Origin of the sequence: Novosphingobium sp. AAP83, assembly GCF_001295795.1 — a bacterium.
Lineage (GTDB): Bacteria > Pseudomonadota > Alphaproteobacteria > Sphingomonadales > Sphingomonadaceae > Novosphingobium.
The window spans coordinates 68,329-80,804 of record NZ_LJHY01000019.1 but is presented as its reverse complement, the minus strand read 5'-3'; the positions used below and the strand labels follow the sequence as shown (position 1 = coordinate 80,804).

The following is a 12,476-nucleotide window of genomic DNA, read 5'->3' as shown; positions in this document are numbered from 1 at the left end:
TCGGTCAGACGGTTGCGGAAATGCCGGATCGTGTTTTCGTCAGGCGTGCGGTCTCCTTGCCAGAAAACCCAGATGGCATCCAGTAATCTTGCGCCCTTTGGGTCACACTATTGCCAAAAGGATGCGTTTAATCCTTTCATGTCATATTTGCTGTGACAATCAGGGGCGTTGTCGGTATGTCCGTTGAACCAAAAGTCGCCCGGCACGGCCTTGGGAGAGGGTGCGAGAAAATCGCGCCGTGCCGGGTGTAAATCACAAAGCTTGAGTTTACTGTTTCAAGCGCTGGTTCCGGCCGGCGTGTGTAGCTTTTTGTCGACGGATCGATGTGGCAAAAGCTTTGCGCATCAACGAGTTGAGTATCGGATTTTGATCCGCGATAGATCGCCTGATCATCCAGCCTGCCGGCCTTTGTCATGCCGGATTCAGGCAAGGATGGCGCGCGCGAAAGGGCATGGGTGCCACAATTGCCGTAGAAGTCGCGCGATGCAGGCGGGTTAAAACTCAGGCATTCAAAGGTTTGGGGCTGGCGATTGGTCTAGTGCAGCCGTGCGGAACTGAGGCAGTCATATCCGGGGAAGGACAAAGCCTGGATCGTCCATCATCCGGGCGATGCCATTGCGATGCTCCCTTGCCGGAGCCGGTGCTGTGGACCGTGCGGCGGGCAGGGGACTTTGAGCTTACACAATGCCAAGCATTGACGAGATGATTGTGAACGATAGCAGCGAGCGAACCGGAATGTGTTGTCTGGAATGTGATCGGGCGCTGGTTTGTTGAAGCCTCAAAAGATTTCGCTCCCGACCTGTCCTTGGAGCGTTTCAACAAGGAACGACAAACGCGCCCGAACTTTACGTCCGGACGCGGGACAGGACTTGCTTACCCTCCGTATTCTCAAACCGACCGTATGTTCAAGCCAATGTCATTTGCGGCCTGTTCGCCAGCAGGTTGTCAACCACGCCGGGGTCGGCGAGCGTCGATGTATCGCCGAGGTTAGAGACGTCGTTTTCGCCGATCTTGCGCAGGATGCGGCGCATGATCTTGCCCGAGCGGGTCTTGGGCAGGCCGGGGGCGAACTGGATTACATCGGGCGTGGCGATCGGGCCGATTTCGCGGCGTACCCAGGCGATCAGTTCCTTGCGCAAGGCCTCGTCGGGTTCGACTTCGACGTTGCAGGTGACAAAGGCGTAGATGCCCTGACCCTTGATGTCATGCGGCATGCCGACGACGGCGGCCTCGGCGACTTTCTGGTGTGCGACCAGCGCAGATTCGATCTCGGCAGTGCCCATGCGGTGGCCTGACACGTTGATCACGTCATCGATGCGCCCGGTGATCCAGTAGTAGCCGTCTTCGTCGCGGCGGCAGCCATCGCCGGTGAAGTAGTGGCCCTTGAAGGTGCTGAAATAGGTCTGGAAAAAGCGGTCATGATCGCCCCATACGGTGCGCATCTGACCGGGCCAGCTATCTGTGATGACCAGGCAGCCATCAGTTGCGCCTTCCAGCCGGTTGCCCTCGGTATCGAGCAGCGCGGGCTGCACGCCGAAGAACGGGCGGCTTGCCGAGCCGGGTTTGAGCGGGGTTGCGCCGGGCAGGGGCGTGATCATCGCCGCGCCGGTTTCGGTTTGCCACCATGTATCGACAATCGGGCAGCGGCTATCGCCCACGACCTTGTGATACCACTCCCAAGCCTCGGGATTGATCGGTTCGCCCACTGATCCGAGCAGGCGCAGCGAGGCGCGGCTTGTCTTTTTCACCCATGCATCGCCTTCGCGCATCAGCGCGCGCAAGGCGGTTGGGGCGCCATAGAAGATCTCGACCTTGAACTTGTCGACCACTTGCCAGAAGCGGCTGGCATCGGGAAAATTGGGCACGCCTTCGAACATCACCGTCGTCGCGCCGTTCATCAGCGGACCATAGACGACATAGGAATGGCCGGTCACCCAGCCGATATCTGCCGCGCACCAGTAAATCTGGTTGGTACCATCAGCATGGGGACGATAATCGAACACATATTCGTGCGTCATTGATGCCCACACCGCATAGCCGCCGGTGGTGTGCAGCACGCCCTTGGGCTTGCCGGTGGAACCCGAGGTATAGAGGATGAACAGCGGGTCTTCCGCGCCCATTTCTTCGGGCGGGCATTCGGCAGATTGCTGTGCGGCAGCGCTCACCCAATCCAGATCGCGCCCTTCGACCAAGCCGACCTCGGCACCCGTGCGGCGCAGCATGATCACGGTATCGACGCTGGGGCAATGCTTCAGCGCCTCGTCCAGGTTGGCTTTGAGCGGCACCTTGCGGCCCCCGCGCAGTCCTTCGTCCGAGGTGAGTACCACGCGGCTGTCGCAATCGCTGATCCGGCCCGCCAACGCATCGGGGCTGAATCCTGCAAACACGATCGAATGGATCGCGCCGATGCGGGTGCAGGCGAGCATCGCCACCGCGGCCTCTGGCACCATCGGCAGATAGATCGTCACCCGTTCACCGCGCTTTACCCCGCGCGATTTCAGCAGATTGGCAAAGCGGCAGACGTCTTCGTGCAACTGGCGATAAGTGATCTCGCGGTGGGCCTCGCCAAGGCCGTCTGGCTCCCACAGGATTGCGATGCCATCGCCGCGCGTCGCCAGATGGCGGTCAAGGCAATTGGCCGAAAGGTTCAGCGTGCCGTCTTCAAACCAGCGGATGCCGAAGTCCGCCTCATGGAACGAGGTGTTCTTGACCTTGGTGAAAGGTTTGATCCAGTCGAGGCGGTTCCCGTGCTCCGCCCAGAACGCCTCCGGATCCTCAACCGACTGGCGATACATCGCAAAGTATCCTGCCTCGTCGACCAGCGCATTTTCTGACCACTCAACTGGAACCGGATAAACTGCATCGCTCACGTCACGCTCTCCCAGAAACACTGTCACCCATGTCCAAGTTTGCAGAGTTCGGGTCAAGGGTTGTGAAGCGGTATAGTGGCAGCATGTTGTGGTGAAAACAGCCGATTACATGCAACAAAACTTCGGGGTATGACGCTTGCTTGCTGCTTCTGTGGGCGGACGAATTGCACTAGCCTGACTTGGAAGCGCGGGAGAGACGCATGACGGGCACCACAACAGCCAACCCCTCAAAGGCGGCTGGCAATGAAAAGATGATTATCACGGCCTCGTCACTGGGCACGGTGTTCGAATGGTATGATTTTTACCTCTATGGCCTTTTGACCGCGATCATCGCGGCCAAGTTTCTGACTGGTCTGAACCCCACAACCGCGTTCATCATGGCGCTGTTGGTGTTTGCCGCAGGGTTCATCGTTCGCCCGTTTGGTGCATTGGTGTTTGGCAGGATCGGCGATATGGTGGGGCGGCGCTTCACGTTTATCGTGACGCTGCTGGTTATGGGTTTGTCGACGTTTCTGGTCGGCTGTCTGCCAACATACGAAACGGTGGGGGTTGCTGCGCCGATCATGCTGGTAATCTTGCGCATGTTTCAGGGGCTGGCTTTGGGCGGCGAATATGGCGGGGCGGCGACGTATGTGGCTGAGCATGCACCCGAAGGGAAGCGCGGGCTCTATACTAGCTGGATCCAGATTACCGCTACCGCCGGCCTTGCCATGGCACTGTTGATCGTGATCCTCGTGCGCTCGCCGGTGACAGGTGTGGGCGAGGAAGCGTTCAGGGACTGGGGTTGGCGTATTCCCTATCTGCTTTCAGGCCTGTTTCTGGTTATCGGGCTATGGTTGCGCTTGAAGTTGCATGAATCGCCGGTGTTCCAGAAAATGAAGGACGAAGGCACGTCATCCAAGCGCCCGCTGACCGAAGCCTTTGGCGACTGGAAAAACCTGAAGATCGTGCTGGTCGCTTTTTTCGGAGCCATCGCCGGACAAGCTGTGGTTTGGTATACCGGTCAGCTTTACGCGATGTATTTTCTTGAGAAAATGCTCAAGGTTGATGGCCTTAACGCCAATACACTGATCATTATGGCTCTGGCCTGCGCCACACCGTTTTTCCTGTTTTTCGGCTGGCTGTCTGACAAGATCGGCCGGAAGAAGATTATTCTGACAGGGTGTGCGCTGGCTGCGCTGACGATGTTTCCGGCATTCCACATGCTGACCGGGGCAGCCAATCCGGCATTGGCGCGGGCTTTGGCGACAGCGCCGGTCAAAGTTACGGCGAACGCGGCGGAGTGCTCATCGCAGTTTGATCCGGTTGGCGGCAACACGTTTGACACAACCAGTTGCGATATTGTGAAGAATGCTCTCGCCAAAGCAGCGGTGAATTATGAGAATGTCGCTGCCCCTGCGGGTGCGATTGCAGCCATTGCGATTGGCGAGACGACTGTTACTGCGCCCGACCCGGCAGTATTGACCGACAGTGACAGGAAGGCCGCCATCGATGCGTTCACGCGCGAAGTTGGCGATGCGCTTGCGGTAGTAGGCTATCCGGCCAATGCCGATCCGGATGCGATCAACAAGCCGCTGGTCGTCGCGATCCTGTTCTATCTCGTGCTACTGGTGACGATGGTTTATGGGCCGATCGCTGCGATGCTGGTGGAATTGTTCCCGAGCCGCATCCGGTACACATCAATGAGCTTACCCTATCATATTGGTAATGGCTGGCTGGGCGGGCTGCTTCCGGCCATCGGCTTTGCGATGGTGGCGGCCAATGGCGATATTTACTACGGCTTTTGGTATCCGGTTGTAGTAGCCGCAGCCACGTGCGTGTTCGGGCTGTTTTTCTTGCCCGAGACATACAAGAACAAGATCGATGATTAGAACGCCTACGATGCGATGGGGTGTGCGCCGTGCAAGGCTTTGCTGATTACCACGCGCACGTCTATTTCGATGCGGAACAGGGGGATGAAGCACGCGCCTTGTGTGTGGCCATGCGTGAAGCGCTGGGGGTGCCGATGGGCCGGGTGCACACAGCGCCAGTGGGCCCCCATCCGCGCGGATCTTGCCAGATGACGGTTCCTGCTAGCAAGATTGCCGAAGCGATTGCTTGGATCATGCGCAATCGTGGGGTTTTTACGGTATTTGCTCACGGTAACAGCGGCCATGATTTGCTGGATCACACCGCGCATGTGATGTGGTTTGGTCCAAGTAAAAAGCTGGATACCTCCCAATTTGGAACAGATTGATGATGTTTTTGCAGTGCAGCAATGTTTTGTTGCGTGCGCGCCCGCCATTGGAAAAAGGTCGTGTTCAGCTAGGGGAAAGGAAGCTGTTTGGGGGATCCGGATAATAATCTGCGCCCCCGACTTCTTCGAATAGTGTTTGAACTCGTCCTTGGCAGTCTGTGCGTGGCGACTTATCGTGCGTATAGATGCCGCAACTTGACCGGGATTTTATGCAGTCACCCTCGATCGTATTGGTGGAAGATGATGGTCCGTTGCGGACACTGACCGCCCGCGCGCTGCGCGAGAACGGCTATGTTGTGCGCACGGCGGCCACTGGCGCGGAAATGTGGGTTGCGCTGGAAGGCGAACCTGCGGATCTGGTCGTGCTTGATATCATGTTACCGGGCACCAGCGGACTCGAACTGTTCCGCCGTTTGCGGCGGCAAAGCGATGTGCCGATCATCTTTGTTTCTGCACGTGGCAGCGAAGAAGATCGCGTGCTCGGGCTGGAACTGGGGGCAGACGATTATTTGGCCAAGCCGTTCAGCACCCGCGAACTGGTGGCCCGCATTGGCGCGGTGTTGCGTCGGGGCACGACGATGGGCAGCGATTCCTCGGGCGAAACCGGCGGACGTAGCGGGGATATCCGGTTTGATGGCTGGGTTGTATCGATGGCGCGCCGTGAATTGCATTCACCCAGCGGCGCGATGGTCGATCTGACCGGAGCGGAATTTGATCTGCTGGCAACCTTTATCGGACAGCCGCAGCGCGTACTCGGGCGTGAACGCCTGATCGAATTGTCGCGTACACGCTTGGGCGATAGCTCTGATCGCAGTGTTGATGTTTTGGTCAGCCGCTTGCGCCGCAAGCTTTCGGCAGCCGGTGGACCTGCGCCAATCGTGACGGTGCGCGGCGTTGGCTACATGTTCAGGGCGGAAGTGGAGCGCGCTTGAAGCTGTCGCGCCGCTTCGGACTGCCAGAGCGGCTGCTTGCGATCCTGCTGTTGGTCGCAGGAGTGGATTTTGCTGCCAACACGCTGTTGTTTGACCGTGCGAGCCGGTTTGCCCTGCGCGAGGATGATGCATCTCGTGTGGCAGAACATCTAGTGATCGCCAGCCGGATTATAGAAGACACCAACACCACAAACCGTGCGCGCGTGGCGCGGGATTTAAGCACCAACCGTTTTTCTCTGGAATGGCATGCCAAGGGGCCGCGTCCGGTCGGGTCGGTGGCACTGGCCGGAATGCGTGAACAGATTTTGGATGTGGCGACCGAGCTTGATCGCGCCGATTTGCAATTGCACCTGAAATCGGTGGGTACATTGGGCTCGATCGAGGGTTCCGTGCTGCTGCCTGATCGCAGCATCCTGAAGTTCCAGACTTATGCCAGCGCAGCCTGGGCATTGAACGCCGGGCGCATTATGACACTGCTTTTGCCGACGCTGGTTTTGGTGATTCTGGCATGGGCCTTGTTCCGCGCTACGCTGACACCACTCAGAACACTGGTGCGGGCATCGCGCACCGTGGGTTCGGGATCGCCTGAACCCATCGCCGAGCAGGGCACGGGCGAGGTGCGCGAATTGATCGCGGCCTTCAACCAGATGCAGCAGCGCATTCATCAGTCGATGACAGACCGCATGCAGTCGATGCTGGCGATTGGCCACGATCTTCGCACGCCGCTCGCCCGCATGCAGTTGCGGCTGGAACGCACCGGGCTGGATAGCGAAATGGTCAAGGAAATGACCGCGGACCTTGGCGAAATGCGGCATATGCTGGAATCGCTGCAAGCTTTTGTTGAAACAGGTGGTTCGCGCTTGCGGGCGGAGCGGATAGACTTGGCAGTGATGACGCAGACGCTGGTCGATACAGCCGCTGATAATGGACGCGATGCGATATTTGACGGTCTTGAAAGCCTTGAGATTATGGCGAGACCGGTCTCGTTGCGGCGGGCTTTGTCGAACCTGATAGAAAACGCGCTGCACTATGCCGGAAATGTACGCGTAACGGTGCGCCGTGATGGCGATTTTGCCGAGATTACTTTTGAGGATGACGGGCCGGGCATTCCTCCCGACCGGATGGAGGACGTGCTTCAGCCGTTTGTCCGGCTGGACACCGCAAGAGGCCGCGATACGCCTGGTATGGGGCTGGGCTTGCCGATCGTTCAAAGGGCCATTGCGCTGGATAACGGTACGATGCAGTTGCGAAACCGGGTGCAAGGCGGATTGTGCGTTATTGTTCGGCTTCCTTGTGCGATCGGCTGAGGGGCTAGCAATGTTTCGTTACAAAGCGGTCTGATTCAAGCAAAGGCCCTGACATAATTATGTAGGTAATCGCGGCAAACTCGCCGCGGTCAACCTATCCGTTATGGAAAAGGGAGACTAACATGAACGAGCTTCTTGGCCGCGTTTTTAGCTTCGAAAAAACGGTATTCCCCGATAGCCGCGAGCTGTTCGGCAAGCTTTCCACAGAAGGCCAGTCACCCAAGGCCCTGATGATCTCCTGCGCCGATTCGCGTATCGTGCCCGAACAGATCATGCAGGCAGAGCCAGGTGAATTGTTCGTCTGCCGCAATGCAGGCAATATGGTGCCTTCTTATGCAACGATGAATGGCGGCGTTTCATCGACCGTTGAATATGCTGTTGTGGCGCTTGGTGTGCGTGACATCATCGTATGCGGTCATTCCGATTGCGGCGCGATGAAAGCCTTGGCTGCGCCCGAAGCCCCTGAAGGCATGCCGAATGTCGTGGCATGGTTACGCCATGGTGCAGCGGCTGAACACGTGATTTCAAGCTGCGCTCCCCATCTTCATGGCGATGAGCGCGTGCGGGCTATCAGCTTGCAGAACATTATGGCGCAGATTGATCATTTGCGGACGCACCCTTCGGTTGCCGCTGCCATTGCCCGTGGCGAAATGGCCCTGCACGGCTGGTTCGTCGATATTTCTGCTGGCGTGGTTCTCGGCCTTGATGGCGATACCGGACAATTTATGCCGATGCGCGAAGATCGCGATTTGCCGGTTGCGCTGGCTGCCTACACGCGCGTGGCCAATGAGCCTGTTGCCGCAACACCATGCGCTGTTGCAGCCGAATGAGCTCGGCCACTACAGCGGTGCGCGATCAAGCGGGGGGGACAGGTCCCTTCCGCTTTTTCGCTCGTGACTTTACCGCATCGATCGTCGTGTTTCTTGTGGCCATGCCATTGTGCATGGGTATTGCGATTGCTTCTGGTGTGCCGCCTGAAAAGGGTCTGGTGACAGGCATTATCGGCGGAATCGTGGTTGGACTGCTGGCAGGATCGCCACTTCAGGTGAGCGGCCCTGCGGCTGGCCTTGCGGTGATCGTGTTCGAATTTGTCCGCGATAACGGGTTGTCGGCCTTGGGGCCGGTTCTGGTGCTCGCCGGTGCAATCCAGGTGATCGCCGGTGTGGCGAAGCTGGGCGGCGCGTTTCGTGCGATATCGCCTGCTGTGGTTCATGGGATGCTCGCGGGTATTGGCGCGTTGATCGTGATCGGGCAGTTCCATATCCTGTTTGACGAAAAGCCACTGTCGAGCGGGCCGGAAAATCTCGCGATGATGCCGGCGCGGTTGCTCGGGCTGACGCCGTTCAATCTTCAATCCACCGAATTTGCCTTGATGCTGGGCTTGCTCACCATTGGTACAATGATCGCATGGGAAAAGTTCAAGCCCGCGCGGCTGGGACTCCTGCCGGGAGCGCTGTTGGGCGTTCTGGCAGCCACGCTTGTCGCTTCGGGGTTTGGGCTAGAGGTTGCGCGCATTACCGTGCCAGAATCCATTGCTGCGGCTTTTGCCTTGCCCGAAGCAGGTGCGTTTTCCATCCTTGGCAATTCTTCGCTGATCCTTTCAGCCATCGCGATTGCCTTTATCGCCAGCGCTGAAACATTGCTTTCGGCAGCGGCGGTTGACCGGATGCACGATGGCGTGCGGACGGACTACAACAAGGAATTGCGCGCCCAAGGCGTAGGCAATTTGCTGTGCGGCGTGTTCAATGCCCTGCCGATGACGGGTGTGATCGTGCGATCATCAGCCAACGTGCAAGCAGGGGCTATGACGCGGTTGTCCGCCGTGCTGCATGGTGTCTGGATTCTCGGTTTCGTGGCCATGCTGCCATTTGTCCTGCGTGAAGTGCCGATGGCGGCATTGGGCGGCGTGCTGGTGGTGACCGGCTGGAAACTGGTCAGCCTGAAGCAGGTGCGCCACTTGTTCCATGTCTATGGGCTGCTGCCCGCGCTGATCTGGACCGCTACATTCTTGCTCGTCGTGACAACGGATTTGCTGACAGGTGTATTAGTTGGCCTGGCGCTGTCGGTTGTTGAACTTTTGCCCCTTGTGCGAAACCTTAAGTTCCGCGTAACCGAACATTCAGTTGGCGATGCTGTTAGCTTAAAGCTTGAGGGTGCAGCGACGTTCTTGGGGCTCACACGGTTGACGAATGCTCTCGACCAATTGCCGCAGGGCCGCAATGTGCAGTTGGACTTGGCTAGCGTTCACGCCATCGATCACACAACAGCGGAAATGTTGAGCGAGTGGGTGGCGCGCAGGCGGTTGCGCGGAGATGATGTGAAGGTTGTCGGGCAAGACCGGGTAATCAGTTACTTCGCTCAGCCTGCCTAAGTTTTGGTAGTCCCCAAGCTTGGTTGGGGATGACCTACTTTTGCAAAACATTGCCAAAATGTAATTGAAAGTTTCTAAGATTCAGTAATTCTTTTTTACGAATTAGAATACTTCTAGAAATGTTGAAGTGTTAAACAATGCGCCTATCGTGATTGCTAGCGATTGTAAGATTGGCAACGCGGTAGGCGCAGGTGGAACGTAGAACCTTTAAACAGGGAGCGTTCCGAATGAAGTTCAATATCTTAAATGCTGCAATGCCAGTTGTAGCTTTCGCCGCTTTTACTACGCCTGCTTTTGCAAGTGCAGATGATGCTTCGGCAGACGTTGGCGTTGTCAGTGAAGTGGCCTCGGATGAGGTGGCACCCTCGTTTTCTTCGGGTGATTTCGGCTCAGGTTATTCGGTAAGTCCTGTGACGGCCCAGAATGTTGCGGCTGCTAACACATATTCGATGGCACAAGACGGTGCTGGTGGTGGTTCCTCGGCTCGGGAATCAAGCTACACCGTTGCTTTGAATCAAGACAGCTTCTTTGGCTTTGCGCCATCGTTCAACGGTCTTATCCCGATCAATGAAACGATGGATTTCAGCTTTTATGGTATCTTTTGGACCAAGCCTGCATTCGGCCTGGGTCAAGGCAATACCGGTGATGACCTTTGGACCGAATTCGGCGTTGGCGTGAACTTCAATCTTGCCGATGGCAAGCTGAAGGTTAAGCCACAACTCGGTTTCACCAATGGCTCGCTGCTCTCAGGCGGTGAGCGGGTCGATGGCGCAACCACAGGTGCCCGCTTCCTTGACGGTATCGTGCCGAGCTTGACGATCAACTATAGCGACGACAAGTTTGAAGCGGAATACTATGGCGGCTACTATGCCGCATTGCGTCAGCGCAATGGAAACGCATCGCTTGATTTTGCGCATACTTGGCTCAACGCTGGCTACAAGGCGACCAGCAATGTTTCATTTGGTCCGCACTATGAACTGCTGTACAATACCCGCAACACCTATGCAGGCGGCGATACCGGCAAGACCTATGAATGGTTGGGTGGTTACGTTCAGTTTGTTTTGCCAAAGGGCATGTTCGCTCGGTTCACCGGCGGCTCGTCGATTGGTGACGGGGACAGCGGCGACTTTTACAAGATGAGTGTTGGCATGAGCTTCTAAGCAGGCGATAAGGAATGCGGGGCTGTGCTGAGGACATAGTCCCGCAATCTTTCAGAAAAAGTTTCTTGCAATATAGAAACAAACAGTGATATTTCGAGGGCTCTGTTGCGACAGGGTCCCTTTGAGAGTTCCTGCGCAGCAGACGCAGGTGGAACGTGATAATCCTTACAGGGAGCGTTCCGTATGAAGATTCGTTTGGCCGCAGCCGTTGCTGCTATCGCCATTGCCACCGCTGTGACTCCAGCGTTCGCACAGGAAGAAGCTGCAAGCCCGGTCACCGTATCGGGCAACACTGCGCTTGTGTCCGATTACCGTTTTCGCGGTGTATCACAGTCGGACCGCAACATGGCCATTCAAGGTGGCATCACCGTTTCGCATGAAAGCGGCGCTTATCTCGGCACTTGGGCTTCGAACCTTTCGGGTTGGGGCACCTTCGGCGGCGCCAACATGGAACTCGATCTGATCGCAGGCTATAAGGCCACTGTTGGCGATGCCACGGTCGATGTTGGCGCAACCTGGTACATGTACCCCAAGGGCTTCGATAACACCGACTTCATCGAAGCATATCTGAAGGTTTCGGGCACAGCAGGCCCTGTTGCTTTGACCGCTGGCGTTGCTTTTGCGCCCAAGCAGGAAGCACTGGGTAGCTGGTACGATGAAAACCGCTTCGGCCTCACCGCTGGCCAGGCTGCTGCTGCTGGTACTTACACCCGCGAAGGCGACAAGAACTCGAACCTCTATGTCTGGGGTGACGTTTCGAGCGCGATTCCTGATACCGGCCTGACCTTGAAGGCTCACCTTGGCTATTCGAAGGGTAACACCGGCCTTGGCCCGTTCGCTACCTCGGTATCTCCCACCGGCGAATATGCTGATTGGCTTATCGGTGCGGACTATGCGATTGGCGGTACGCCGCTGACGCTTGGCGTTGCTTACATCGACACCGACATCTCGGATGCCGAATCGGCCTATCTTTCGCCAAGCTTCACGCGCGGCCAGGATGGCACCGGTTCGATCGCAGCCGCTACGGTTGTTGTGTCGTTGACCGCGGCATTCTGATCCAGCGTCAGAATTAGCTTCGAAAGCCCTCTCTTCCTTCGGGAAGGGAGGGTTTTTTCGTGGTTCCTTCCTCATCAGCCGCGCAAACGTGAATTTATATGGGCAGGCTTATGCAGCGCTGATAATCCCCGCCAGCAGATGCCGTACGGCGACATAACTGGCACAGGATACGACAGAGCATGATTGAAGCAGGCCCCTCGTTCAAAGATAACCTTCAACAATTGCCTCCGATTGATGGCATCAAACGCATCGATCTTTGCGACGGGAATGGCGAGGTTGTGGCCAGCATTGAAAACCAACCGGGCAAGCAAGGGTCGGTTGCGGTGTACCAATATTTGCAGCAAGTGTTCGGGGCACTGGATGCGCAGGCAGCCGAACACGGCTTGCTGGTTTTTGCCGAACACACAATAGATGCACGTAACCGCCCCGGCGCTCACCCGAATGTTGACCGTTTGCTGGAGATCGCAGCAGGCGGGCCAGTGTTGCAGATAAAGATCAAGCACTCAGACCATTGATCTGGATCACTATTGCCAGCAACAAACGC

Annotated in this window: 10 protein-coding genes; 9 read left to right on the top strand and 1 reads right to left on the bottom strand. The window is 57.1% G+C overall.

What is annotated here, in order from left to right; all coding sequences use genetic code 11:
- Positions 1–905: 905 nt before the first annotated feature.
- Positions 906–2,870 (bottom strand): acetate--CoA ligase, encoded by a 1,965-nt coding sequence (acs, locus tag IP81_RS10565; protein WP_054107963.1) that lies wholly within the window; start codon positions 2,868–2,870, stop codon positions 906–908.
- Positions 2,871–3,070: 200 nt separating this feature from the next.
- Between acs and IP81_RS10560 the strand changes: the two genes are divergently transcribed.
- From IP81_RS10560 to IP81_RS10520, 9 genes are all read left to right on the top strand, one after another.
- A complete protein-coding gene (locus tag IP81_RS10560; protein ID WP_054107962.1) occupies positions 3,071–4,741 on the top strand; it encodes an MFS transporter in 1,671 nt (556 codons plus the stop codon).
- Positions 4,742–4,770: 29 nt separating this feature from the next.
- Entirely contained in the window at positions 4,771–5,106 is a 336-nt protein-coding gene (locus IP81_RS10555) for a DOPA 4,5-dioxygenase family protein (RefSeq protein ID WP_054107961.1), read from the top strand.
- A 209-nt stretch (positions 5,107–5,315) separates the two neighbouring features.
- Positions 5,316–6,038: a response regulator transcription factor gene (locus tag IP81_RS10550; protein WP_054107969.1), complete on the top strand. Its 723-nt coding sequence runs from the start codon at positions 5,316–5,318 to the stop codon at positions 6,036–6,038.
- Positions 6,035–7,345 (top strand): ATP-binding protein, encoded by a 1,311-nt coding sequence (locus IP81_RS10545; RefSeq protein WP_054107960.1) that lies wholly within the window; start codon positions 6,035–6,037, stop codon positions 7,343–7,345. Before IP81_RS10550 ends, IP81_RS10545 begins: the two co-directional genes overlap by 4 nt.
- Before the next feature lie 122 nt (positions 7,346–7,467).
- Entirely contained in the window at positions 7,468–8,175 is a 708-nt protein-coding gene (locus IP81_RS10540; RefSeq protein WP_054107959.1) for a carbonic anhydrase, read from the top strand.
- A complete protein-coding gene (locus IP81_RS10535; RefSeq protein ID WP_054107958.1) occupies positions 8,172–9,716 on the top strand; it encodes a SulP family inorganic anion transporter in 1,545 nt (514 codons plus the stop codon). The genes IP81_RS10540 and IP81_RS10535 overlap by 4 nt, the downstream gene beginning before the upstream one ends.
- 191 nt (positions 9,717–9,907) lie before the next feature.
- Positions 9,908–10,876, top strand: coding sequence for a DUF6733 family protein (locus IP81_RS10530; protein WP_157573169.1), 969 nt, complete (start codon positions 9,908–9,910; stop codon positions 10,874–10,876).
- Positions 10,877–11,059: 183 nt separating this feature from the next.
- Entirely contained in the window at positions 11,060–11,932 is an 873-nt protein-coding gene (locus tag IP81_RS10525) for a TorF family putative porin (RefSeq protein ID WP_054107956.1), read from the top strand.
- Between the two features lie 179 nt (positions 11,933–12,111).
- On the top strand, positions 12,112–12,447 hold the full coding sequence (locus IP81_RS10520) for a DUF2322 family protein (RefSeq protein ID WP_054107955.1): 336 nt from the start codon (positions 12,112–12,114) through the stop codon (positions 12,445–12,447).
- The last annotated feature ends 29 nt before the right edge of the window (positions 12,448–12,476 follow it).

Bases quoted from the DNA above. Each gene is read 5' to 3' on its own strand.
- IP81_RS10560 (WP_054107962.1), top strand. From the start codon at position 3,071: ATGACGGGCACCACAACAGCCAACCCCTCAAAGGCGGCTGGCAATGAA.
- IP81_RS10550 (WP_054107969.1), top strand. From the start codon at position 5,316: ATGCAGTCACCCTCGATCGTATTGGTGGAAGATGATGGTCCGTTGCGG.
- IP81_RS10540 (WP_054107959.1), top strand. From the start codon at position 7,468: ATGAACGAGCTTCTTGGCCGCGTTTTTAGCTTCGAAAAAACGGTATTC.
- IP81_RS10535 (WP_054107958.1), top strand. From the start codon at position 8,172: ATGAGCTCGGCCACTACAGCGGTGCGCGATCAAGCGGGGGGGACAGGT.
- IP81_RS10525 (WP_054107956.1), top strand. From the start codon at position 11,060: ATGAAGATTCGTTTGGCCGCAGCCGTTGCTGCTATCGCCATTGCCACC.
- IP81_RS10520 (WP_054107955.1), top strand. From the start codon at position 12,112: ATGATTGAAGCAGGCCCCTCGTTCAAAGATAACCTTCAACAATTGCCT.